This is a genomic window from Paenibacillus sp. FJAT-27812 (assembly GCF_001273905.1).
Lineage (GTDB): Bacteria > Bacillota > Bacilli > Paenibacillales > Paenibacillaceae > Pristimantibacillus.
In genome coordinates, this window is sequence record NZ_LIGH01000001.1 from 6,499,149 (window position 1) to 6,522,247 (window position 23,099).

The window sequence follows — 23,099 nt, forward strand, 5'->3', positions numbered from 1 at the left end:
CCTCGTATAATCATCCTTAATTTAAGTAACTTTAGCTTGTAAAGTCAAGTTTTCTTCCCACTCGCCCATCTAATTGTAAGTATTACATGAATAATGTCACTTGGTCCCGCTCACTCCGAGGGCCTGATTTGTTCGTATTCCAGCTGCATGGTAAACTGTTGGATATGCTTGAATAAATGGAGGTAATAACCGATGAGTCGCCGGAAATTGCAAGATAGACTCAAGTTGAAAAATGTAGAAACCGTACATGGCGAGCAATTCAACAATTTGCTGCGTTATGTTTTTCAAGTAACCAACCGCGATTTGCAAACCTTCGGCTGGGAAAATAGGGAGATAGCGCAATCCAAGCTTCCGGTTCTCAAGCATGCTGACGTTCTGGGCTGGTTTGATGGCGAAAAGCTCATTTCACAGCTTGCCGTTTACCCGTTCCAAGTGAACATTTTTGGACACATTTATGATATGGGCGGACTAACCGGCGTTGGAACCTACCCTGAGTATGCCAATTTGGGATTAATGAATAAGCTGATGCTTACGGCTTTAAGTAAAATGAGGGATCGGAGGCAGTCCATCTCGTACCTCTATCCGTATTCCATCCCCTATTATAGACGCAAGGGCTGGGAGATCATTTCCGATAAAATCTCATTTGAAGTTCCTGATACCCAGTTGCCAAAGCTCAAAAACGTGCCGGGCAACGTGGAACGCGTAACAATTGAGCATCCTGATATTAAAACGATCTATAAGCAGTTTGCACTGCTTCATCATGGAGCTATGCTGCGCAATGAGCTTGCTTGGGAAGAATATTTGCGTTGGGATCTCGACGATATGACTGTAGCGATCTACTATGACAGCAGTGATACGCCAATGGGTTATCTGCTGTATTGGATAGCTGAAGAAATATTTTATATCAAAGAGATGGTTTACATTATTGAAGAGGCTCGGACTGGGCTATGGAATTTTATCAGCGCCCATTTCTCCATGATCACGCTTGTCAAAGGGGACATCTATAAGGATGAGCCGCTTGCTTTCCTATTAGACGATGGGGATATTAAGGAAACCATTGCCCCTTACTATATGGCACGGATAGTGGATATCGTTTTGTTCATTGAGCAATATCCGTTCTTGAGCCAAGAGAAGGAATGCAGGCTCGTTATGAACCTGCATGATCCCATGCTGGAATGGAATCAAGGTATATTCATCTTAACGGTTGATACATCCGGCAAAGGAACCTTGCAGCAAGGGGGCCTCGACGCAACCGTTGTCATCGACATCCCTACGCTCACTACCATGTTAATGGGTTACAAGCGACCAACTTACCTCGCTCGCATCGGACGGATGCAGGCTAATGACGCCTCTATCCGCATGCTTGAGCAGCTGATTCATCAGGAGCATCCGTATTTTTCGGATTATTTCTAAAAATAAAAATACCACTTATTTACGGTTTGAAGTAACCAATAAATAAGTGGTATTTTTTATTTTTGTTTAGAAGTTTATTGGATAAAACAAATCCGCTAATCTTCCCCCTTTCAGCTGACTTTATGCTCAATCCGCAGCTTATCAGCCACCATTGCGATAAACTCGCTGTTAGTAGGCTTCGATTTGCTGATGTTGATTGTGTAGCCGAACAGATGAGAGATGCTGTCGATGTTGCCGCGTGTCCATGCCACCTCAATGGCGTGGCGGATAGCGCGTTCAACGCGGGAAGGCGTTGTTTTGAATTTTTCGGCAATGGCCGGATAAAGCGTTTTTGTAATCGCACCCAAAATTTCGATGTTGTTGTAAACCATCGTAATGGCTTCGCGCAAGTATTGATACCCTTTAATATGAGCAGGCACTCCGATTTCATGAATGATGCTCGTAATATTGGCATCCAGGTTTTTGCCTTTGGCGATTGGCACTACATTAGACTTCAAGGAGGAGGAGCCAGTCGTAAAGCTTCCCGTTGAAGAATACGTAGGATTGCCAACGAGCTGACGAATCCGATTTGCTAAAATATCCATGTCAAACGGTTTCAAAATATAATAAGACGCTCCGAGTTGTACCGCTTTCTGAGTGATGTTCTCTTGACCGAATGCGGTTAACATAATAATCTTGGGCATTGGAGATATGTTAATTTCCTTCAGACGCTCAAGAACACCTAGTCCGTCTAAATGAGGCATAATAATATCAAGGATAAGAACATCCGGAACCTTTCTTGTTTCCTCCAAATGTCTTAGAACCTCTTCTCCATTATACGCGACTCCACTTACACTCATATCACTTTGTTCGGATATGTATTCCGATAACAGGTTAGTAAATTCACGGTTGTCATCTGCTAATAATACTTCGATCTTATGCAAGTTGTAGTCCTCCCTTAAATGATGTTGATGTTTTTCGCTCACTAGTTGTCTGCTTAAAGTTTTCGACATGTGAAGTTGAATTCCTCCTGTCGAAAATTATTTTTCTTTATTTTTTTACTGCGTTTCGATATAATTAAAAATTTATTACAGTTACCGATTCCGTTCGTTCTTCTTCGACAAAATTCATCGCTGATTTGTACTGCCGCGCGTTTTTTAGTTTAATCGAAAACATAATAAAAACGTCTGCCTCAGCCCACAATCAGCTTTAGCAGACGTCCTTTAAATAGCTTTTTTCAACTTTAAGCAGCCTTGTCTACTCGGCCATTAGCCGATTTGAGCAACACGCCCGCATCCTGCAGCATCCACTCAATGAAGCAACCATATCCCGATGAAGGATCGTTTACGAAAACGTGAGTTACAGCCCCCACTAATTTTCCGTCTTGGATTATCGGACTGCCTGACATCCCTTGAACGATTCCGCCTGTTTTGCTTAGCAGACGTTTATCCGTAATTTTAATGACCATTCCTTTTGTCGCTGGACCGGTTTGCTTCGATACATGAACAATCTCAATATCAAATCGCTCAACCTTCTGTCCATTTACAACAGTCAAAATTTGCGCTGGCCCTTCTTTGACATCTTCGGCAAAGGCTACCGGCAAAGATTTATCGCTGTAGCTATGCGTAGGAACTTCATTCATTTTGCCGAAAATGCCAAACGGAGTATTACGCTCTACATTACCCAATATTTTGCTTTCTTTCACAAAATGCGCTCTTTTTTCTCCCGGCTCGCCATTTTGGCTCTTGTTAATGGACGTCACGCTTGATTGTAAAATTTGACCTTCGCCTACATCTATCGGCGTTTGGGTATCCATGTCTGTGATGACATGTCCCAGCGCCCCATACACGCCTTGATCTGGAGCATAAAAGGTTAATGTGCCAACACCTGCTGCTGAGTCACGAATATACAAGCCAAGCCGCCATGCTTTATCCTCTGCATCAAAAACGGGATTCAGAAGCGTCTTGTTCAGTTGCCCGTCACGTTTATAAGTGACTTCAAGCGGCTTCTTGTCGGTGCCAGCCTTTTCGCTTAGCTCCGCAACCCTGTGGACTTGATTAATGCTTGTCCCATCGATTTTGACAATCAAATCGCCTAGCCGCAAACCTGCGGCTTCTCCAGGCGACTGTTTCATGCCGTCGCTGCCTGCAACCTGATGATGGCCTACAACTAAGATGCCTGAGGATTTGACTTTAACTCCAATCGTTTGCCCACCTGGAATAACGCGTAAATCAGGCACAACATTAACTTTTACAGTCTTGAATGGAATTTTACCAAATAATTTCACTTTCATCTTGGTTTGACCGCTTTGACTAGGCTGCAATGACAGTGGTTCGTTCAAATTTACGGATAATGAATGGCTTTTTGATCCGTTAATCTGAAGCATTTGAGGATCGACCGTTACTTCTGCATGAACGGGCACTCCGTATTGTAGTCGTTTCAGTTGCCCGGAGAATAAACGAAGTTCATTCGGGATTGCGGCAAAGTGTTGAAACGGGGTGGAGCTTCCGATCATGCAAATGAAGAAAACGAGAACTAGGCCAAACCATCGCTTCCTTTTACTGGAGTTCAATGATTTCACGCTCCCTGTTATTCCATCGCATGACGTAGAAGGCTAAGTCGCCATTGGCGTACCTTTAAGTTACCCTCACCCGGTCGTTTTATGTCCGCAAAAACATTCCCTAATTGGCTTCCATTACGCTCCCTTCTGTCTGTGAGCCAAATCAAGCATTTCTTGTGCATGATGCCTTGTTTTTTCTGTAACCTCTACGCCGCCAAGCATGCGCGCAAGCTCTTCGATTCGAACCGTTCCGATCAGTTCTGTCACGGATGTAGATGTTCGAGCGCCAATAACTTGTTTTCGAATTTCATAATGGTGATCAGCCATGCATGCTACCTGCGGCAAATGCGTAATCGAAAAAATCTGGCATTTCAAGGCTAGCTTTGACATCTTCTCCGCGATCGCTTGCGCTGCACGACCGCTTACGCCTGTATCAACCTCATCAAATATAAGTACCGGAACTTGATCGATTTCTGCGAAAATGCTCTTTAGGGCGAGCATTATCCGTGACATCTCTCCTCCTGAAGCAATTTTGCTAAGCGGCTTTAACGGTTCGCCCGGATTTGTAGTAAGCATAAATATCGCTTCGTCCATTCCATTTATGTGCAATCGAACTTGCTTCGTCTCGTCAGCGTCTCCGACAGAGGAATCGATCTGGACACGGAACTTGGCCGAAGGCATTTGCAGCTGAACCAGCTCATTCTCGATAGCTTCGGACAGCTTTGCTGCCGCATGCTCCCGGAGCTGCGATAACTCTTGCGCCAGTACAAGTGCTTGATCATATAAGCGTGTTTCTTCTGCTCTAAATTCTTCAAGCAGCTGGTCGCGATTTTCGATTTTGTCACGGTCAACAATCGTGCGTTCCAAATAAGCTAAAATGTCAGGAATGGATTCGCCGTATTTGCGTTTCAAGCCATTGATCAAATCAAGCCTGTCGTCAACCTGAGAAAGCTGATCCGGATCGGACTCGATGCCGTCGCGGTAATCGCGTAATTGAAAGGCAGCATCCTCGGCTTGATAAAAGGCAGATTGCAGCTGTTCCAACAAAGGTCCGAGCTTTGCAGCGTCATAGGATTGAATGTCGATTAGCTTGGCTACCGCTTTGCTGACCATATCAAGACCCTTGCCACCGTATAACAAGGAATAGGCTTCGGAAACGGCATCCATCCTTTTCCCTGCATACATTAGTTTGCGTCGCTGTTCCGTAAGCAATTCATCCTCCATCGGCTTGAGCTGGGCATTCGTAATTTCTTCAATTTGAAAACGGTACAAATCAAGCATTTGCACATTTTGCCTCGTTGAATTTTCAAGCTCGCGCAGTGACGCGCGCGTTTGCTGCAATTGGCTGAATATCATCCGGTAATTTTGCTTGCGTTCAATCAACAAATCGCCTGCGAACAAGTCCAGCCATTCCAGATGTTGCTCGGTTCGAAGCAGCGATTGATGCTCATGCTGACCATGGATATTGACAAGACATTCGCCGATCTCTCGAAGCATCGTCATCGTCACAAGCTGTCCATTCACACGGCTGCTGCTTTTCCCATGCGACGAGAGCTCGCGTCTTATGACAAGCATCTCCTCGGATGACGCATGCACACCAAGCTTATTCAACACGTTCCAAACCGGATGGCCGGTTGACAGGTCAAACATCGCCTCCATCTCGGCTTTGTCACACCCATACCGTACCATGTCTGCTGAGCCCCTGCCGCCTACCAGCAAGCTTAGCGCATCAATCAATATTGATTTACCTGCACCTGTTTCTCCTGTCAATACATGAAATCCATGATGAAATGTAACGTTTACTTCTTCGATTACCGCTAAATTCCTAATAGACAACTCACGCAGCATGGTTTAATATCCTCCCTAGTTCAAAAGTTCAAGCAAGCGTTCTACAACTTCCGCGCTCTGCGTCTTGGTGCGACAGATCATTAGAATCGTATCGTCGCCGCAGATTGTACCCATAACTTCTGACCATTCCATATTGTCGATCAACGCACATATCGTATTGGCCGTTCCGGGAAAACATTTCATTACGACAAGATTGTCGGTAAAATCGATATGTACAAAATGGTCAAGCAGCGCACGCTTAAGCTTATGGATCGGATTCGGACGCTGTTGATCCTGCGGTATCGAATATTTATATCTTCCTTCTCCAGCGGGCACCTTAATGAGCATCAGTTCCTTCATATCGCGCGATACCGTTGCCTGCGTTACTTGCATGCCGGAATCCCTCAGCGCCTCTACAAGATCCTCCTGCGTCTCGATCACTCGGTTCGTAATAATTTCCTTGATTCGAAATTGGCGAATCCCTTTCATGAAAAAACCTCCATTGTTTAGTCTGCAATGTGAAACGTAATTTTACGGATGACCCTCTCCCTTGCGTCAACGAACAAGACGCCATCGCATTCAGGCAAGAGCAGTGAATACACGAGCAATCGATCTCTAACTCCGCTTGCCGACCAATCCATCGGCATCCGATCACGCGCTGTTTTCACGATATACGTACTATTATCCATTACCGCAATATAATCAATATATAACCGACTTCCTTTGCCAAGCGGCACATCGTCCAGCTTAATCGGAATCGGAACCAAATGTTTTCCTGAGGTTACTTCGTAACCAGCCTGCTCCAGCAATCGAATGTTCTCATCATCTGCATCAAGCACCCCGCCTTTGCCAAGCTTGAGGCGATTGACGCTTGCCGGCTCATGAAGCCACCGATGAAACATTCTGAACATCCAAAATACAAACAAGCAAGCGGCAACCAGCATAATGAACCAATCTCCGTACGTACCCACCAGCATCCCCCATTCGTAAATGGATTGTTTCATTAATCGTTCGCTGCGCTGGGGGTATATTCCTGTTTGCTCATTACACCGAACGTTTGTTTGCTTTTCTATAGTTTATCAAATCGTGCAGGGCGCTGTAAAGAAAAAAAGATGCCGGGCAGCTAAAACTCTGCTCGACACCTTCCTGGTTTTGTCGTTTTATTTGCCTGTAGTAAAGGTTTCGTTCGCTTGTTTGACCAAATCAGCTAATGCAACATCATCCGGAATTGCAGCGTTTGGTTCTGCAGCCCATTTCCAATAAGCTAAAAATTCGATGTTGCCTTCTCCGCCGGTAATGGGCGAGAAGGTTAGATCCTGCAGCATATATCCAAGCTCTGCCGCTGCTGTCAGTACCGTCCTTAGCACATCTCTATGCACGGCCGAATCCCGAACAACACCGGATTTGCCTACTTTTTCGCGACCGGCTTCAAATTGCGGCTTTATTAAAGCTACAATTCCTGAATCAACCGAAAGCAACGTAGATAAGGCAGGCAAAATGAGCTTCAATGATATGAACGATACGTCGATAGAAGCGAAGGTTGGCGAAGGTCCCGCCAAATCAGCCGGCTGCGTGTAGCGAAAGTTGGTTCGCTCCATCACATGAACGCGTTCATCTTGTCTAAGCGACCAATCAAGCTGGTTATAGCCAACATCAATCGCATAAACATAAGATGCTCCGTTTTGAAGCGCGCAATCGGTGAAGCCGCCTGTTGACGCGCCAATGTCAAGCATGACGCGTCCCTTCAAATCAATATCGAACTTTCGAATGGCCTTCTCAAGCTTCAAGCCGCCGCGGCTGACATAGGGATGCAAAGCCCCTTTTACTTTAATATCTGCCGTACGCGCTACTTTCATTCCGCTTTTGTCGACAGGCTCATCATTTACAAGCACCAGGCCTGCCATCAAAGCTGCTTTTGCTTTTTCTCTGCTTTCGTAAAACCCGCGCTCTACAAGCAGCACGTCAATCCGTTCTTTCGCTGTTGTTGTCATCTTTCTCCCTCGAACCTACTTTTGTCCAGTAACCCGTTTCATGCGCTTTGGCTGCATGGCTTTCATCTCAGCCGCTACTCTCTCAGATGTCAAACCAATTTCTTTTCTCTGTTCTTTGATCGAACCATGCTCCACGAATATGTCTGGAACGCCGATAATCTTAATCGAAAGGCCATAGATGCCTTTGAGGGAATAGAACTCAAGCACCGCGCTTCCCATGCCGCCAAGCTCAGAGCCTTCCTCCAGCACAATCATATGTTTCCCTTCGGCAGCTAGGGATAAAAGCATCTGCTCGTCAAGCGGTTTAATAAACCGAGCATTCACGATTTGAATATTAAGACCTTCACGCTTCAGCAATTCAGCAGCTTCCTCAGCAACCTGCAGCATAGGTCCGATTGCCAAAATGACGCCGGAATCTCCCTCGCGAACCGTCTCCCACTTGCCGATCGGAAGTGCTTGCGGATCGGCGTCCATTGCTACGCCTAGTCCTGCAATGCGCGGATAACGAACAGCGATTGGGCCATCATTATAATCAACGGCAGTTTTCAGCATTTGTCTAAGCTCATTCTCATCCTTTGGCATCATAATAACCAAATTCGGTATATGCCTTAGGAATGCGATATCATATACGCCATGATGCGTCTCGCCATCTGGGCCAACGAAGCCCGCACGGTCGATCGCGAAAATGACGTTTAAGTTTTGACGGCAAATATCATGCACAACTTGGTCATAGGCCCGCTGCAGGAAGGTCGAGTAAACCGCGAAAACGGGTTTCATCCCTTCAAGAGCGAGCGCAGCGGACATTGTAGCGGCATGCTGCTCGGCTATTCCCACATCGATCATTCGGTTAGGGAATCTGGCTGCAAATGGAAGCAAACCGGAGCCGCCAGGCATGGCAGGCGTGACTGCGATGATCCGCTCATCCTTCTCTGCTAATTCAATCAGCATCTTGCCGAATACATCTGTATATACAGGAGGACCGACCGCTTTTACAACTTGGCCGGATTCGATCTTGTACGGCGTAATGCCATGCCATTTGAACGAATCAGCTTCTGCAGGCGAGTAGCCTTTCCCTTTTATTGTCAGCACATGAACGAGCACAGGACCAGGCATCGAATCGGCTTGGCGCATAATATCAATAACTTGCTCGATATCATGGCCGTCAACCGGACCCAGATAAGTAAGTCCAAATTGTTCGAACAAAATACCGCTGACAAGCAAGTATTTCAAGCTATCCTTGAAGCGCTCAGCCGTCTTGGCAAGCTTGCCGCCAATAGCCGGTACTTTATTCAACAATTGCTGTAGCTCGTCTTTGGCTTTATGGTAATGGCGATCAGTCCGAATTTTCCCTAAATAATGATGCAATGCGCCAACGTTCGGAGCGATGGACATCTCATTATCGTTCAAAACGACGATGAGATCTTTTTTCTCGTGTCCGATATGATTTAATGCTTCGAGTGCCATCCCGCCAGTTAGCGCACCGTCACCGATAACCGCTACCACGCGATTGCTCTCGCCTTTCAGGTCGCGGGCAAGCGCCATCCCCATTGCAGCTGATAAAGAGGTGCTGCTATGTCCGGCTTCCCAAACGTCATGCTCGCTTTCAGCGCGTTTGACGAAACCGCACAGCCCTTTGTATTGCCTTAACGTATCAAACCGATCCATGCGGCCAGTTAAAATTTTGTGTACATATGATTGATGCCCAACGTCAAAAATAAATTTATCCTCTGGACTGTTAAATAAATAATGCATGGCTAGGGTCAGTTCTACGACTCCTAAGTTAGGAGCGAGATGACCACCCGTAACGGAAAGCTTCTCAATAAGGAACTGACGGATTTCACCAGCCAGTTGCTCTAGCTGAGCGGTAGTCAAAGCTTTCAAATCTTGAGGTCCGTTAATCTGGTCAAGCAGCACGTTACTTTCCTCGCTTTCGCGGACAGCCTTAAACTGCCGTCCCATGTACATCTACATTTTTCCTATTATAGCATACTGAACTTTGTTTCCCAACCAAAATGGAAAAAGCACTACATTCTCAATGGTCGCGCCCGACGAGATAGTCTGCAATTTCAAGCAATCGATCCGGCGCTGCAAACTCTGCTTCCAGCACGGCTGACTTTGCTTCCTGTGTCAATCGTTCGACCTGAGCCTTGCTCTCTTCTATTCCGATAAGGAAAGGATAGGTAACTTTATTTTGTTCTACATCGCTATTTGTTTTTTTGCCAAGCTTCTGCTCGTCGCCGATCAAATCCAAAATATCGTCTTGAATTTGGAAAGCAAGACCGATATTACGGCCGTAAAGCGCCAAAAGCTCTAACTGCTTATCGTTTGCTCCGCCGATTCTGCCGCCTGCTGTCACTGAGAAAACAATCAAATCGCTTGTTTTGTGAAGGTGGATATATTCGAGCTCACCGATGGAAGTGATCCCTTGTTCGCCTAGCATGTCAGCAACCTGCCCGCCAACCATGCCCGGAGCACCGGCTAGTTTAGCCAAATCCTCGACGATCGCAAGCGCTACCTCAGCCGCAATGCCGCCTTGGCGAGCCGCCTGAGGAATCAAATGGAAGGCGTGCGTAAGCAGCGCATCCCCAGCTAAAATCGCCATCGCCTCTCCAAACACTTTATGGTTCGTTAACTTGCCTCTGCGGTAATCGTCATTATCCATCGCTGGCAAATCATCATGAACTAATGAATAAGTGTGAATGAATTCTACTGCAGTGGCAACGGGCAAGGCAGCTTCAAAAGCTGACGATTTGCCAAAAACAGCTTCTGCAGCCGATAAAACGAGTGCAGGTCTTAGCCGTTTGCCGCCTGCTTCAAGCGAATACTGCATCGCCTCGCGCAGTCGCACAGGAACATCCCATGAGCTCGGAAGCGATTGTTTAAGCGAAGCCTCGATAAGCTCCACGCATTGCGATAAATACGCTTTTATTGCCGCCCTCTCGTTCAAGCTTATTCCCCTTTATCTTCGTTCACATCCGCAAACGGTTTTTTCTGGAAGCCTTGCTCTGTTTCGATCAACAATTCGATTTTACGCTCAACTTGCTCTAGCTTGCCTCCGCAAAGCTGAGACAGCTTCATGCCTTCTTGGAACAACTCAATCGCCGTCTCAAGAGGCACATCGCCACTCTCAAGCTTAGTTACGATGGAATCAAGCCGCTCCATCGCCTGTTCAAAAGTAAGCTCAGTCTCCGTTTTTTTTGTTGCTGCCATCGATTTGATCTCCTCTCAATGAATCTACATGACAGTCCAGCTGACCGTCTGCTACCTTCACCTTAACGATATCGCCTAGCTTTACATCTTGAATCGATTTGATTAACCGCTGTTCTTGCTCGTCATACACGAGGCTGTATCCTCTTGACATAACCTTTAATGGACTTAAAGCGTCCAGCTGTCTCATTGTGCTGTACAGCTTATGCTTATTTTCTTTGACGTTCATATTCATCGCTTGCTCTAGCTGCTTTTTGGCCGTCTGCCACCTCTTTGCCGCAAAAGCGACACGGTCGCCGGGATGATGCCCCGCCAGCGTCGTTTGCAGTCTTGCAAGGCGTGTATGTCCACGGTCGGCTATTCGTTTTGTCCGCTGCTCAAGCTGCTCCGACAGCCGGTCAAGCCGCTCTGCCTGCTCCAGCAAATACCTTCGCGGGTGTAAGAAGAACGGCGAGCGCCGTAGGCGCTGAAGCTTCTTATGCTCGTCTTGGACGCGGTACCTAATGCCTTGAACAAGGCGCTGTTGCTGGCGTTGCAGCTGTTGCTGTAATTCTGTAACGCTTGGAACAGCAAGCTCAGCCGCCGCAGTTGGAGTAGCAGCACGCAAATCAGCTGCAAAATCAGCAATCGTAAAATCCGTCTCATGCCCTACTGCGCTTATAACAGGAATTTCGGAGGCAGCGATGCTTCGGGCAACCGACTCCTCATTGAACGCCCACAGCTCTTCCAGTGATCCGCCGCCGCGCCCAACAATTAATACGTCAGCTTCGCCAAAACGATTCATTGCTTCTATAGCTTTAACTATAGAAGGCGCTGCCTGCGTTCCTTGTACGAGTACGGGATAGACATATACGGGGATTAAAGGGTAACGCCGCTGCAACGTAATGATGATATCCCGTACTGCTGCTCCTGTTGGTGAAGTGATGATACCAATTGCTTTAGGAAAAAGCGGTATAGCGCGTTTGCGAGACTCGGCGAACAGCCCCTCTGCGCTTAGCTTGCTTTTAAGCTGCTCGAACGCTAGATATAAGCTTCCAATCCCGTCCGGCTGCATGGAGCTAACATAAAACTGATAGTTGCCATCTCGCTCATAGACCGATATATTCCCTCTAGCTATTACTTTAGCGCCTTCTTTGGGGATAAATGGAAGGCGCTGGTTATAAGACGCAAACATAATCGATTTTATCCGGCTGTCGCTATCCTTCAGCGTAAAGTACATATGTCCGCTGGAATGATGCGTGAAGTTCGAAATCTCGCCGCGCAGCCAAACATCTCCGAGCAGGGCATCCGACTCCATTTTCATTTTAATATATCGATTAAGTTCTTTTATGGAATAAATTCGAGGCTGATCTGCCATGCCTGCCCTCACCCCTTAATTCCGTTTGCCCTTTTTGCAGCTGTAATCGTATTTTTCATCAGCAGCGTAATCGTCATTGGACCTACTCCGCCCGGTACTGGCGTAATGTAGCCTGCTGTATCCAAACAATCGTCAAAATCAACATCACCCGCAAGCTTCCCGTCAGGCAGTCGGTTAATGCCTACGTCAATAACGATTGCGCCTGGTTTGACGAATTTGCTGTCGATCGCTTTCGCTTTGCCGATGGCAACGACAAGAATATCCGCTTGTTTAGCGATTTCTTCCATGTTCGCTGTACGCGAATGGCAAATCGTAACCGTCGCATTCTCGCGCAGCAGCAGCATCGCTACCGGCTTGCCGACGATGTTGCTTCTGCCGATAACTACGGCATGTTTCCCTGAAATGTCAACACCGCTGCGTTTGATGAGCTCGATTACGCCAGCAGGCGTACATGGCAGCAAGCTGTCGTCTCCAATAACCAGATTGCCTACGCTCTCCGGATGGAAGCCGTCAACATCCTTATCTACATGAATGGCATCAATAACAGCTTTCTCGTTAATATGCTTAGGAAGCGGCAATTGAACAAGAATACCGTTAATGGATGCTTGGTTGTTTAAACGGTCGATTACGGCAAGCAGCTCTTCTTCGCTTGTGTCAGCCGCAAGACGATGGACCTCGGAATAGAAGCCTAGCTGCTGGCAAGCTTTTTCCTTCGAGCCAACGTAAACTTTAGAAGCAGGATCTTCGCCTACGAGTACAACTGCCAAACCAGGGATGATCCCTTTTTCTTTTAAGTCTGCAGTTTCCGTAATCATTTCCTCACGGATAAGGTCGGATATTTTCTTTCCTTCAATGATTTGTGCGCACATAGCTCCAGTCTCCTTTTGCATCGATGAATGTTGGATTTCAATTGATCGTGTTTAGCTTAATGCGATTAAGATTTCAACTCTTCAATTTCAGTCAGCAATTTACCGAGTACGCCATTAACAAACTTTCCGGACTCCTCGGTGCCAAAATGTTTAGCAAGCTCAATCGCTTCATTAATTGTTGCTTTAGGCGGAACGTCATCGCGGAATACCATCTCATAGCAAGCTAATCTGAGTACTTGACGATCAACCCGCGACAAACGGTCGATGTGCCAGCCGGTCAAATATTGCTGCAGCATGCCGTCAATCGCCTGTCTGTGCTCCATTACGCCTAATACGATCTCACGAGCGAACTCGTCTGTGCTGCCAATCTCGGATGGATCGGCTCCAATTTCATTCTCTTGACGAAGCTCGTCCATTAGCATATCAACGGCTTCTGCTGCCGAAACCTCATTCATTTCCATTTGGTATAAGCTTGATACTGCAATTTCCCGTGCTAATCTACGTTTCATGTGACCTCCGCGGCAGCTTTCTGCCGATAAAATGGTTAAATTCTTGTAAACTCAATATTCCAAAAAAAACCTATGATCTCCTCCCTGCCCCGAATTAGCGGCTTTCCGAAATCCGGAGTACGGAGGAGACCACAGGATCATTTAAACGGTCGAAATCTTTCTAGCAAAGCATACCAAAGCCGCTGCCAAGGAAAAATAGGCCCGCTGCTTGTTTCCTTCTGTAAGCCGATCCAATAACCGATTGAGACAAGCAGCCCTACAAAAAGCATGTCCCAAAAACCGACAAAACAATATAGCAAACCAAAAAACAATCCAATTGCAGCGCCAGCAGCGCGCTTCCCATAGATGGCTAGGAACTCCCTCCACATGAGCAAACTCACCTCTATTCCACGCGACTCTTAAATGTCCCCGTTTGAATGATGTTCGCAACATAGACCGCAACATTCGTTACCGGTATGCCGGCAATATCCTCAACATGCTCTTTCACGGAGCGCTGAATTTCTTCAGTAAGCACAGGAATGGAGCTTTCGCCGTCAACAACCGCACGAATGACGATATCTAGCCCTGCATCCGTCGCACGAATGCGAGCGCGCAAATCTTTTACGCCGCGCTGGCGGGAAGCAGCCTTCAATGCCAAATTTTCGATCGTTTCAAGAGAAATGCGAATGTCGCCGAAATCCGTTCTTTGGTCAATAGACGGAGCAGATGCCGAACCGCGATGAAGCGATACAACGATAAATCTCAAGCTAAGTAATAGGACGATGACGGCCGTAACAATAAGCGTGATCTGGATAGGATTGTTACGATATAAATCGCCTACGAAGTCGTTCAATAGCTCTTCAGATATCCCGCCAAATCCAACTGCCAGCAGAAAGATGGATAAACAACCAATTACGATGCTGTACAAAAACAAAAGCAGCTTGTCCACGACTTTAACCAACGTAGCGCCTCCTCCTGCCAAGCCGAATGAAAACCCCCTTGCGCCGAGCGGCATGCCCATTCACGAGGGGGTTGTACGGAATTTAATTTAACACTCTTATATTTATTTAACTCGGTTTTGGGATTCTTCTTCTTCCGGTTTATCAGGCGTCTTGAAATGTACGTCGTGAATATGTACGTTCACTTCAACGACGTGGAGTCCCGTCATCATTTCAATAGAACGTTTCACATTACGTTGAATTTCCGAAGCGATCTCTGGAATGCGGTTTCCGTATTCAACGATAATGGACACATCTACCGCAGCTTCGCGCTGACCCACTTCAACTTTAACGCCTTTGGATAAATTTTTGCGACCAAGGAGCTCAACAATGCCTCCGGCAAATCCACCGCTCATTCCAGCGACTCCATCCACCTCGATCGTCGCTAGTCCAGCGATTACTTCGATGACTTCAGGTGCAATTTGAATCGTGCCAATGTCCGTTTTCTCATACTCCGCAGCGATTGTACTCATGATGGCTGTACACCTCCTTAAAGTTGCGCGTACCCGGCAAGAAGCCAAGCAATTAACCGCATCTTGTTAATATACTATAACATTCGGCAAGAAATATGACAATCGATACAACTTGTTCACATCTTTGTCGTAATTCTATTCCGGAGCGTTAATATCATGCTCTTCAAGGAACTTAATGTCGAAGTCTCCGCTTACGAATTTAGGGTGATTCAGCAGCTTCAAATGGAATGGGATCGTCGTCCGAATGCCTTCAATAGCAAACTCAGACAATGCCCGCTTCATTCTTGCGATCGCTTCCTCGCGTGTCGCGCCCCAGACGATAAGCTTCGCAATCATCGAATCATAATGCGGCGAAATCGTATAGCCCGGATATACCGCGCTGTCCACACGAACCCCTGCCCCGCCTGGCGGCAAGTAAAAGGGAATGTTGCCTGGCGATGGCATGAAGTTACGCTCGGAATCCTCTGCGTTAATTCGGCACTCAATCGACCAGCCGTTAATTTTCAAATCGCTTTGAGCGAAGGAAAGCGGATTGCCTTCCGCGACGGAAATCATTTCTTTAATTAAATCCACGTTCGTGATCATCTCGGTTACGGGATGCTCTACTTGAATGCGCGTATTCATTTCCATGAAATAGAAGTTACCGTCAGGTCCGAGCAAAAATTCAAGCGTTCCTGCGCCTGAGTAGTTTACCGCGAGCGCGGCGCGAACGGCTGCTTGCCCCATTCGATCACGAAGCTCAGGAGTAAGTACCGAGCACGGCGCTTCTTCGACCAGCTTTTGGCGTCTGCGCTGAACCGAGCAATCGCGTTCAAACAAATGAACCGCATTGCCGTGCTTGTCCGCCATAATTTGAATTTCAACATGCTTCATGCCCGTCAAATATTTCTCGAGATATACGCCGGCGTTGCCGAATGCCTTTTGGGCTTCCTGCTGAGCAGTCGTAATCTGCGCGACAAGCGTCGTCTCGTCATCCGCAATCCGGATGCCTTTGCCGCCGCCGCCTGCAGTCGCTTTAATAATGACAGGATATCCAATTTCGCGCGCAACGCTGATGGCTTCATCCATGCTCTCGACAAGTCCGTCAGAGCCGGGGATGATTGGCACATCTGCCGTTCTCATCGTCAGCTTGGCAACCGCTTTGTCACCCATTTTATTAATCGCTTCCGGGGAAGGACCGATAAAAGTGATGTTGCATGACTCGCAAATTTCTGCAAAGTCAGCATTTTCAGCTAGGAAGCCATAACCGGGATGAATCGCATCACATTCTGTGATCGTGGCAACGCTCATAATATTCGTTAAGTTTAAATAGCTGTCCTTCGACGCGGTAGGCCCGATGCAATAAGCTTCGTCGGCTAAGCGCACATGAAGCGAATCGCGATCCGCTTCCGAATAAACAGCGACAGTGCTAATACCAAGCTCGCGGCAAGCGCGAATAATTCGGACCGCGATTTCGCCGCGGTTAGCAATTAATATTTTGTGAAATTTCACGTAGGAACCCCTTTCAAACGACAGTTTCCCTGTTCGGACGTTAACTCACTTCATTATTCTGGTTTAACAAGAAACAAAGGCTGACCATACTCAACGAGCTGTCCGTTAGAAACCAAAATTTCCACGATTTCGCCGCGTACTTCCGCTTCCAGCTCATTCATTAGCTTCATCGCTTCCAAAATGCAAACGACGCTCTTATCGTTGACGCGATCGCCGATTTTGACGAAAGCAGCCGCTTCTGGAGTCGGCGAGCTGTAGAATGTGCCTACCATAGGCGATACGATTTGATGCAGATGGTCTGTAGATGGACGTGCTGGCGCCGTTTCTTGCGCGGCTTGCGGCTGCGCTGCCGGAGCAGTCGGCTGAGCTTGTAATGGTGCAGGCGCGTATGTATGCGTAAGTGGGGCCGCTTGCACATTCACCACTTCTGTTTTGCCAGGCTTGCGGATGAGCAGGCGTGTCCCTTCGTTTTCGATCTCCAGCTCATGAACGGAAGTTTGATCAACCAATTTGATCAACTCTTTGATCTCGCTCAATTTGAACATGAATATTTTCACTCCTTAAATTTGCGATAGCACAATGGCTTCCATAGCGTGAAAGCATAAATAGTTTCCATACCAATATAACCAATTCTTTCACATAACGTTTAACATTATATCATAAACACGCCTGAACACGAATCATTTTTTGTACAAGCATCTGCGCTGCCACAAAAAAAGCCCCTGCCGCCCCCCGCATCATGCAGGGAACGACAGGACCTCAATTAAGGACTAAAGCAATTGTTTCCTTAAGGAATATAACGAACGGATACTTGATCCGCTCCTACATCAAGCGTGCTCATCACCAATTTGATGATGTCGGCCGCTTGCTTTTTCTCCAGCTTTTCGCTTGATACAACAACATTGAACTTGTCATTTGCTTCATCGATGACAACATTTTCAAATTGCTTCAACAGCTCTGATTCAATGCCGGTCAATTTCGAATTTTTCTCCTCGAGCATATCCAGCTCCGCAATCGCAGCTACGGATTCCTCTTGCTTCGTTTGCGTTTCAGCAATGGCCGCCATGATGCGGTTCTCATCCTCAGAGTTTTTCAGTTCCCGCTTCGCAAGCAGTTCGCTGAACAACCCGCCTGCCGCAAGCCCTTGCTCCTCGACTAAATTCAATGCCTCTTTATCTGCATCACTTAGCGCGACTTCGCCGGAAGGCTGCTGTACTTCATTGACAACAAGCCCATCACCTTTGGTTGCCGCCTCTGTCGCATTTTGTGCCGCTTGCTCTGTTTTCGTGCCGTCTGTCAGCACATCCGGCGATTCTATATCCTGAGTAAATAAGTAATATGCGGACAATACCACCATTAAGCTAAGCATTGATACGAGCCATACCGTTTGTCTTTTCGTGTTCATGAGAACACCCTCCCCAACAATTGAATTTGGTTTATTGCTTGCTTGGCACAACAGATATTCGGTTAACCGGCACGTTGACGCCCTTCTCGACCGCGCTGATGATGAGGCGTCTTACCGTCGCGTTTTCAGCGCCCTTGGCGACGATCAGAATGCCGCGTATGCGAGGGTTAATCGTTTTGGTCACGATGGGCTTCTGGTCGCCCGAAACCTCATACAATACGACCCGTCCATCATTGGTTATCGAGGTTATATGCCGCCTGCCGCCGTTTGGATCATTCTCGTCAGTTACCTGCTGTGAATCCTGTCCTTCTTTCTGCACGACGATTTCTTCCGTAGAATCAACCGTGATGAGCACGTCAACCGTACCAACGCCTACGATTTTCTCCAAAATCTCCTTCAGCCTTGTTTCCATCGAATGCTCGATCACGGCAAACACGGATCCCGACGAAGAAACCGAACCACTCCAAGCTTCCTCCGTTTGAGGCGGCGGGTTCGGGTCCTGTGCCGAGGGTTCTACTTGCTTATAGGTTAAAAATGAATTCATAATCATTAGCGCCGCGCCAATCCCCCCAACGATTAGCAAAATTCGCAGCGTCCGCACACGCTTCGGACCGCTGGGACCGCCGCCAACCGCTGATTCTATGCCTTCCAGCCATTTGGCCACCGCGCCTTACCTCCTCTCCATACCTAACCTCTCACCTGGCAATCTTCTGCTGCGCCGGCTGCCTTACGACGATTTGGTCTACATCAACGCCCCACCCTTTCACGATAACGCTGCTGATTGCGGAAGCAGTGGCAGGATCGGCCCTAGACCACCTGCCCTCTGGCTGATCCGCCTCTCCCGCTTTGTCGGGATCTTTGCTTTCATCTTTACCGCTTGGCGATGCTGCTTCATTCTCGCCAACCGGATCGATTGTCACATCCACGATAACGGGCTGCACAGCTTCTACCGCAGGGGCATTCCCTGATCCGTTTTTCTCGTCTGCCGCTTTAAGCGTGACAACCACTTGGCTGATATATGGCGTTTGCTTGCCCGAAATGGTCACCCACTTCAGCAGCGCATCCACCTCGGCGACCGGCACTTTCGTACGCTCGTTCAGCTCGTTTTGAATCGATGCTTCTAGCGTCCGTTCGGTTAGCTTAGCCGCTTCGAGCGTACGCTTCTCGCTCATCGCTTCCGCATCCCGCTTAATTTGGTTTAAACTTGTCATCTGAACTTCTTTGGTCATGGCAGATTCACTCCAGCTTTTCATTCCTTCATCCAGCTTCGCTCCTATATCACTTTGGATGAGCTTCAATATCGGAGAGAGTATCGTCAGCAAAATGAACAAGCCGACCACGAGCCGCGCATAACGCTGCATCGCTTTGTTTGGGAGCAGCAGCTCGACGAACACCGCCAGCAGGATGACTGCGATGATGTCTCTCAGCCAATCGCTTAACCAAGCAATCACAGCTCTCGTCTCCTTCCTTACCTCACCATCAATGCCGCATTTCCTGCAGTCAAAATGATCGTTACCGCGAGGAAAAACATGAGACTGACCGCAGCCAGCGCTGCAAAAACATAAATCATCGTCTTACCGATCGTCTCCAGGCAGGTTACAATCGGCGAATCTCCCAATGGCTGCATGACCGCAGCGGCTATGTTGTAAATGAGCGCCAGCGTCAATATTTTGATTGCAGGGAACGCGCTGATGAAGAGCAGTATGATTACGCCGGCGAGACCTATCGCATTTTTGGCTAGCATGGACGCCGAGATAACGGTATCCGCCGCATCGGAGAACATTCTGCCTACGACCGGAACGAAGTTTCCCGTAACGAATTTTGCCGTTCGAAGCGTTACGCCGTCCGTGACTGCACCGGTTGCCCCTTGCACGGAGATGACTCCGAGAAAAACGGTCAGCAGAATGCCCAGTACGCCTACGCCAATGTTGCGAAGCAGATTTGCCAGCTGCGTAACCTTGAATTTTTCCGACAATGCACTCGTGATATGAAGGACCGCCGAGAAAAACAACAACGGAAAAACAAGCGTGTAAATGAGCGTACCGACGGCATGTATCATAAAAATGATCAGCGGGTGCAGAACCGATACCGTAACGACGTTGCCCATCGAGGCAAGCAGTGTAAGCAGCAGCGGAACCATCGCCAGCATGAACTGGATCATGCTCTCTATCGCGCCTTTGGCGTAGCCCATCGCAACATGGAAGCTGTTCACCGCAATAATGATGAGAACCATATACGTGATTGAGTAGGCAACTTTGCTGACTGCATTTCTCTCAAATGCGTTTTGCAGCGTCTCCAGCACCATGCTGAACACCGTCAGCATCACTATGGTTACGAGCAGCTTGCCGTTATATAACACCTCATGCCACAAGTACTTCACTAATCCTTGCGCCATATCGGTAAACTTAAGCCCTTTGCCGCCTGGAACGATCATCTCCATAAAGCTTGGAATATGCTCCTGCGGAAAGTAGCCGCCGTACTCGTTCCGAAGCTTATTCCAATAAGACTCAACAGCTTCTGTCTCCAATCCGCCCACCTGCTCGGCTGCCAGCTCCTTGGAAAGCTGATCAGCCCTAGCTTGATCATCCGCAGCGGGCAGAGAGCTTTCTCCGCTGATGGCATAACCGACATTTGGAACAAAGGAGAACAGAAACGTCGCTGCAAGGATGAGGAGGAGCAGCTTGGCCCTGTCCCGTGCGGGAGTGAGCTTGATCATACGCCTCAGCCCCCCTCCGGCAGCAGCCCGATAACCGTCTCGACGATCACGCTAATAATCGGAACGGCCATGACGAGAATAAACACTTTGCCGGCAAATTCGATTTTTGATGCGATACCCTCTTGGCCTGCGTCCCTGACGATTTGAGCTCCAAACTCCGCAATGTACGCGATCCCGATAATTTTCAAGATCGTCTTCAAGTAAATGGAAGGAATGCCCGATCGATTAGCCAGATCCTCCAGCACGGTAATGACGATTTCGATTTTGCCGATCAAATACAGGAAGATGAACAAGCCCGTAAATGCAGCGAGCAAAAAAGCGAACATCGGCTTTTGCTCCCGAACGACAAGTATGAGTACTGTAGCCATCAGGCCAAGGCCGACAATTTGAATCATTTCCATCTCGCTCACCTGCTTGCATGCACGTCCGACTGAAGACGTCTACTGGAACAAAAATATCGTTTTTATTTCTTGGAACAATTCATTCAGGAGCCGAACAACCATAAACAAGACGACAACAAAACCAATGACCGTAACCCAATGCGCCATATCTTCCTTTCCCATTTGCTTAAGCACCGAATGTATCATGGCGATAACAATTCCGATCCCGGCAATTTGGAAAATGGCGCTCACATCCATGTTCATCTATGCGGCACCCCACTACACCATCAAAATGACGACCAGCACAGCGATCAAAATACCGAGACTCTTCCACATCTTCTCGTAACGCCCCTGATCGTCTCTCGCTGCGTCCTCCTCAGCCTTCAACTGCAACAACGCAAGATGTATATGCTTCATTTGGTCTTCCTTATCGCTAATTCCGAGTGTTGAGCCTAGCCGTATGAGCACGGATTGCTCATTCTTCCGCATGGAGGTGGAATCCCATTGCGATTGAATCGCCTGCTCCCAGCTGTCGCGGAAGGTAAAGCTCTCCGTCTCCCAAACGCCGCTTGCCGCCTTGCGAAAAATGGTCGCGAGCGGCTCCGGCGTAGCCGATGCCGTTCTCTCCAGCGCCTCCGGCAGCGGGGTATGCCCATATCCGATTTCCGTCTCCAGCCGCTGCAGCGCATGTGCAAGCTGTCTTAGCTGCCTTGGGCGCTCGGCGAATTTCGCCGCTTGCTGGAAGCCGATCATCGTGCCTGCAAACAAAACCAGTACAGCTCCCAGCAGCTTAATCACGGATCATCAGCTCGATGCCGTCCGGCAAAGGCGTGCGCCGAATCCGCCACCGCGCGATGCGATGGCGCATGCTCGCGGGAGGATGTCCGTAGAGCAATCGTTTCGGCAGGCACAACGCGGTGCATAATGCCTTGCTCGGTCCGCTTCAGCTCAACGACGTACGTAAAAGCGCCCTCTTCCAGCAGCTTCAGCAGGACGGGCCTGCCTCTTGCATCCTGCAAATCGTAGGCATGCGCCGTTGCGACTACGCTTATTCCAGCATGGCTGGCCTCGCGAATGGCCTCCCCGTCCTCCGGCCTGCCGATCTCATCGGCAATCAGCACCTCGGGGGACATCGATCGAAGCAGCATCATCATGCCTTCCGCCTTCGGACAAGCGTCCATCACATCCGTTCTTGGCCCAACATCGAACGTTGGGATGCCGCGGACGCAAGCCGCAATCTCCGAACGCTCGTCTACGATGCCGACCTTTCTTCCCTGCCAGCCGCTAGCCTCAAGCGTAGGCCACAAGCCATAGCTGACGGACCTGGCGATGTCCCTTACTAGCGTCGTCTTTCCCTGCTGCGGAGGAGCCAGTATAAGCGTCGAGTGCAGCGTTTTTCTTGTTCGGTCAATTAGCTTCGGAAGCAGATGCGTACTCGCTCCGATCACTTCTCTAGCAACTCGGATATTGAATGCGCCAATGTCGCGAATGCCGCGTACCACTCCGCTGTCCAAGATCGTTCTGCCAGCAAGTCCAATCCGATGGCCACCTGATACGGTTATGAAGCCTCTGCGCAGCTCCTCCTCCATTGCGTACAACGAATAGTTGGTTATGCGCTCGAGCAGCTTGCGGCATGTGTCTGCCGATGGCTTGTATGCTCCATCTGCAGCTTGGCGCAGCGTCCCGTCAATCATCATAAATCGAGACTGTCCGCGAAAGCCTATTTCAAGCGGCCGTCCCTCTCGAATCCGAATTTCCTCAAGCTGCTCCTGCATTTGTTCAGGAAGGCGCTCCAGCAGCGACTTCAGCTCTAGGGGCAATAAATGTGCTACGCGTGCCAGCATGTTATCCTCACTCCCGGATGTTTGTCCTTCGTAGTTCCTATTTGTATGCTTGCGCGGCGAAAATATGACTGCTTCATCTATCAATTGCTAGAGTCAACTCT

Annotated in this window: 26 protein-coding genes; 1 reads left to right on the forward strand and 25 read right to left on the reverse strand. The window is 48.3% G+C overall.

The features are described from left to right. Positions 1-192 precede the first annotated feature (192 nt). A complete protein-coding gene (locus tag ADU23_RS27830) occupies positions 193-1,413 on the forward strand; it encodes a GNAT family N-acetyltransferase (protein ID WP_053376737.1) in 1,221 nt (406 codons plus the stop codon). Between the two features lie 110 nt (positions 1,414-1,523). Here the strand turns inward: ADU23_RS27830 and spo0A are convergent, their stop codons facing one another. The 25 genes from spo0A to spoIIIAA form a co-directional block, all read right to left on the reverse strand. Further along, a complete protein-coding gene (gene spo0A, locus ADU23_RS27835; RefSeq protein ID WP_053377862.1) occupies positions 1,524-2,336 on the reverse strand; it encodes a sporulation transcription factor Spo0A in 813 nt (270 codons plus the stop codon). Positions 2,337-2,635: 299 nt separating this feature from the next. Then, positions 2,636-3,964, reverse strand: a complete 1,329-nt coding sequence (gene spoIVB, locus ADU23_RS27840; protein WP_053376738.1) for a SpoIVB peptidase — start codon at positions 3,962-3,964, stop codon at positions 2,636-2,638. Between the two features lie 123 nt (positions 3,965-4,087). Then, on the reverse strand, positions 4,088-5,800 hold the full coding sequence (gene recN, locus ADU23_RS27845) for a DNA repair protein RecN (protein ID WP_053376739.1): 1,713 nt from the start codon (positions 5,798-5,800) through the stop codon (positions 4,088-4,090). Between the two features lie 15 nt (positions 5,801-5,815). Continuing rightward, on the reverse strand, positions 5,816-6,268 hold the full coding sequence (gene ahrC, locus ADU23_RS27850) for a transcriptional regulator AhrC/ArgR (RefSeq protein WP_053376740.1): 453 nt from the start codon (positions 6,266-6,268) through the stop codon (positions 5,816-5,818). A gap of 17 nt (positions 6,269-6,285) precedes the next feature. Next, complete coding sequence (locus ADU23_RS27855; protein ID WP_231637549.1) at positions 6,286-6,783, reverse strand: hypothetical protein; 498 nt, start codon at positions 6,781-6,783, stop codon at positions 6,286-6,288. 156 nt (positions 6,784-6,939) lie between these two features. Next, a complete protein-coding gene (locus ADU23_RS27860) occupies positions 6,940-7,770 on the reverse strand; it encodes a TlyA family RNA methyltransferase (protein ID WP_053376741.1) in 831 nt (276 codons plus the stop codon). A 15-nt stretch (positions 7,771-7,785) separates the two neighbouring features. Next, entirely contained in the window at positions 7,786-9,735 is a 1,950-nt protein-coding gene (gene dxs, locus ADU23_RS27865; RefSeq protein WP_442950633.1) for a 1-deoxy-D-xylulose-5-phosphate synthase, read from the reverse strand. Positions 9,736-9,802: 67 nt separating this feature from the next. Further along, a complete protein-coding gene (locus tag ADU23_RS27870; protein WP_053376742.1) occupies positions 9,803-10,717 on the reverse strand; it encodes a polyprenyl synthetase family protein in 915 nt (304 codons plus the stop codon). A gap of 2 nt (positions 10,718-10,719) precedes the next feature. Then, positions 10,720-10,980 carry an exodeoxyribonuclease VII small subunit gene (gene xseB / locus ADU23_RS27875; protein WP_053376743.1) on the reverse strand — a complete coding sequence of 87 codons (261 nt, stop codon included), beginning with the start codon at positions 10,978-10,980 and terminating at the stop codon, positions 10,720-10,722. Then, complete coding sequence (gene xseA, locus ADU23_RS27880; RefSeq protein ID WP_053376744.1) at positions 10,952-12,334, reverse strand: exodeoxyribonuclease VII large subunit; 1,383 nt, start codon at positions 12,332-12,334, stop codon at positions 10,952-10,954. Before xseA ends, xseB begins: the two co-directional genes overlap by 29 nt. Positions 12,335-12,342: 8 nt before the next feature. After that, complete coding sequence (folD, locus tag ADU23_RS27885) at positions 12,343-13,203, reverse strand: bifunctional methylenetetrahydrofolate dehydrogenase/methenyltetrahydrofolate cyclohydrolase FolD (protein WP_053376745.1); 861 nt, start codon at positions 13,201-13,203, stop codon at positions 12,343-12,345. 65 nt (positions 13,204-13,268) lie between these two features. Continuing rightward, entirely contained in the window at positions 13,269-13,712 is a 444-nt protein-coding gene (gene nusB, locus ADU23_RS27890; protein WP_053376746.1) for a transcription antitermination factor NusB, read from the reverse strand. Between the two features lie 137 nt (positions 13,713-13,849). Further along, on the reverse strand, positions 13,850-14,080 hold the full coding sequence (locus ADU23_RS27895) for a DUF2273 domain-containing protein (protein ID WP_053376747.1): 231 nt from the start codon (positions 14,078-14,080) through the stop codon (positions 13,850-13,852). 14 nt (positions 14,081-14,094) lie between these two features. Continuing rightward, the gene (gene amaP, locus ADU23_RS27900) at positions 14,095-14,652 is read right to left on the reverse strand and encodes an alkaline shock response membrane anchor protein AmaP (protein ID WP_053377865.1); all 558 of its coding nucleotides are present in this window, start codon (positions 14,650-14,652) and stop codon (positions 14,095-14,097) included. Between the two features lie 102 nt (positions 14,653-14,754). Further along, positions 14,755-15,162 (reverse strand): Asp23/Gls24 family envelope stress response protein, encoded by a 408-nt coding sequence (locus tag ADU23_RS27905; protein WP_053376748.1) that lies wholly within the window; start codon positions 15,160-15,162, stop codon positions 14,755-14,757. 135 nt (positions 15,163-15,297) lie between these two features. After that, positions 15,298-16,653: an acetyl-CoA carboxylase biotin carboxylase subunit gene (accC, locus tag ADU23_RS27910; RefSeq protein ID WP_053376749.1), complete on the reverse strand. Its 1,356-nt coding sequence runs from the start codon at positions 16,651-16,653 to the stop codon at positions 15,298-15,300. 53 nt (positions 16,654-16,706) lie between these two features. After that, the gene (gene accB, locus ADU23_RS27915; RefSeq protein WP_053376750.1) at positions 16,707-17,198 is read right to left on the reverse strand and encodes an acetyl-CoA carboxylase biotin carboxyl carrier protein; all 492 of its coding nucleotides are present in this window, start codon (positions 17,196-17,198) and stop codon (positions 16,707-16,709) included. 242 nt (positions 17,199-17,440) lie between these two features. Continuing rightward, complete coding sequence (locus ADU23_RS27920; RefSeq protein ID WP_053376751.1) at positions 17,441-18,058, reverse strand: SpoIIIAH-like family protein; 618 nt, start codon at positions 18,056-18,058, stop codon at positions 17,441-17,443. 31 nt (positions 18,059-18,089) lie between these two features. Beyond that, positions 18,090-18,722, reverse strand: a complete 633-nt coding sequence (spoIIIAG, locus tag ADU23_RS27925; protein WP_053376752.1) for a stage III sporulation protein AG — start codon at positions 18,720-18,722, stop codon at positions 18,090-18,092. A gap of 31 nt (positions 18,723-18,753) precedes the next feature. Then, positions 18,754-19,509 carry a stage III sporulation protein AF gene (gene spoIIIAF / locus ADU23_RS27930; protein WP_053376753.1) on the reverse strand — a complete coding sequence of 252 codons (756 nt, stop codon included), beginning with the start codon at positions 19,507-19,509 and terminating at the stop codon, positions 18,754-18,756. Positions 19,510-19,526: 17 nt separating this feature from the next. Then, positions 19,527-20,774 (reverse strand): stage III sporulation protein AE, encoded by a 1,248-nt coding sequence (gene spoIIIAE / locus ADU23_RS27935; protein WP_053376754.1) that lies wholly within the window; start codon positions 20,772-20,774, stop codon positions 19,527-19,529. A 5-nt stretch (positions 20,775-20,779) separates the two neighbouring features. Next, positions 20,780-21,175, reverse strand: coding sequence for a stage III sporulation protein AD (gene spoIIIAD, locus ADU23_RS27940; RefSeq protein ID WP_053376755.1), 396 nt, complete (start codon positions 21,173-21,175; stop codon positions 20,780-20,782). Positions 21,176-21,214: 39 nt separating this feature from the next. Next, the gene (gene spoIIIAC / locus ADU23_RS27945) at positions 21,215-21,418 is read right to left on the reverse strand and encodes a stage III sporulation protein AC (protein WP_053376756.1); all 204 of its coding nucleotides are present in this window, start codon (positions 21,416-21,418) and stop codon (positions 21,215-21,217) included. Positions 21,419-21,433: 15 nt separating this feature from the next. After that, positions 21,434-21,952, reverse strand: coding sequence for a stage III sporulation protein SpoIIIAB (spoIIIAB, locus tag ADU23_RS27950; protein WP_053376757.1), 519 nt, complete (start codon positions 21,950-21,952; stop codon positions 21,434-21,436). Next, positions 21,949-22,998: a stage III sporulation protein AA gene (spoIIIAA, locus tag ADU23_RS27955; RefSeq protein WP_082198575.1), complete on the reverse strand. Its 1,050-nt coding sequence runs from the start codon at positions 22,996-22,998 to the stop codon at positions 21,949-21,951. The genes spoIIIAB and spoIIIAA overlap by 4 nt, the downstream gene beginning before the upstream one ends. Positions 22,999-23,099: the final 101 nt, after the last annotated feature.

What these genes read in the sequence shown, in the direction of transcription:
- ADU23_RS27830 (WP_053376737.1), top strand. Translation starts at nt 193, where the DNA reads ATGAGTCGCCGGAAATTGCAAGATAGACTCAAGTTGAAAAATGTAGAA.
- recN (WP_053376739.1), bottom strand. Translation starts at nt 5,800, where the DNA reads ATGCTGCGTGAGTTGTCTATTAGGAATTTAGCGGTAATCGAAGAAGTA.
- ahrC (WP_053376740.1), bottom strand. Translation starts at nt 6,268, where the DNA reads ATGAAAGGGATTCGCCAATTTCGAATCAAGGAAATTATTACGAACCGA.
- ADU23_RS27855 (WP_231637549.1), bottom strand. Translation starts at nt 6,783, where the DNA reads ATGAAACAATCCATTTACGAATGGGGGATGCTGGTGGGTACGTACGGA.
- ADU23_RS27860 (WP_053376741.1), bottom strand. Translation starts at nt 7,770, where the DNA reads ATGACAACAACAGCGAAAGAACGGATTGACGTGCTGCTTGTAGAGCGC.
- dxs (WP_442950633.1), bottom strand. Translation starts at nt 9,735, where the DNA reads ATGTACATGGGACGGCAGTTTAAGGCTGTCCGCGAAAGCGAGGAAAGT.
- xseB (WP_053376743.1), bottom strand. Translation starts at nt 10,980, where the DNA reads ATGGCAGCAACAAAAAAAACGGAGACTGAGCTTACTTTTGAACAGGCG.
- xseA (WP_053376744.1), bottom strand. Translation starts at nt 12,334, where the DNA reads ATGGCAGATCAGCCTCGAATTTATTCCATAAAAGAACTTAATCGATAT.
- folD (WP_053376745.1), bottom strand. Translation starts at nt 13,203, where the DNA reads ATGTGCGCACAAATCATTGAAGGAAAGAAAATATCCGACCTTATCCGT.
- nusB (WP_053376746.1), bottom strand. Translation starts at nt 13,712, where the DNA reads ATGAAACGTAGATTAGCACGGGAAATTGCAGTATCAAGCTTATACCAA.
- ADU23_RS27895 (WP_053376747.1), bottom strand. Translation starts at nt 14,080, where the DNA reads ATGTGGAGGGAGTTCCTAGCCATCTATGGGAAGCGCGCTGCTGGCGCT.
- ADU23_RS27905 (WP_053376748.1), bottom strand. Translation starts at nt 15,162, where the DNA reads ATGAGTACAATCGCTGCGGAGTATGAGAAAACGGACATTGGCACGATT.
- accB (WP_053376750.1), bottom strand. Translation starts at nt 17,198, where the DNA reads ATGTTCAAATTGAGCGAGATCAAAGAGTTGATCAAATTGGTTGATCAA.
- ADU23_RS27920 (WP_053376751.1), bottom strand. Translation starts at nt 18,058, where the DNA reads ATGAACACGAAAAGACAAACGGTATGGCTCGTATCAATGCTTAGCTTA.
- spoIIIAE (WP_053376754.1), bottom strand. Translation starts at nt 20,774, where the DNA reads ATGATCAAGCTCACTCCCGCACGGGACAGGGCCAAGCTGCTCCTCCTC.
- spoIIIAD (WP_053376755.1), bottom strand. Translation starts at nt 21,175, where the DNA reads ATGGAAATGATTCAAATTGTCGGCCTTGGCCTGATGGCTACAGTACTC.
- spoIIIAC (WP_053376756.1), bottom strand. Translation starts at nt 21,418, where the DNA reads ATGAACATGGATGTGAGCGCCATTTTCCAAATTGCCGGGATCGGAATT.
- spoIIIAA (WP_082198575.1), bottom strand. Translation starts at nt 22,998, where the DNA reads ATGCTGGCACGCGTAGCACATTTATTGCCCCTAGAGCTGAAGTCGCTG.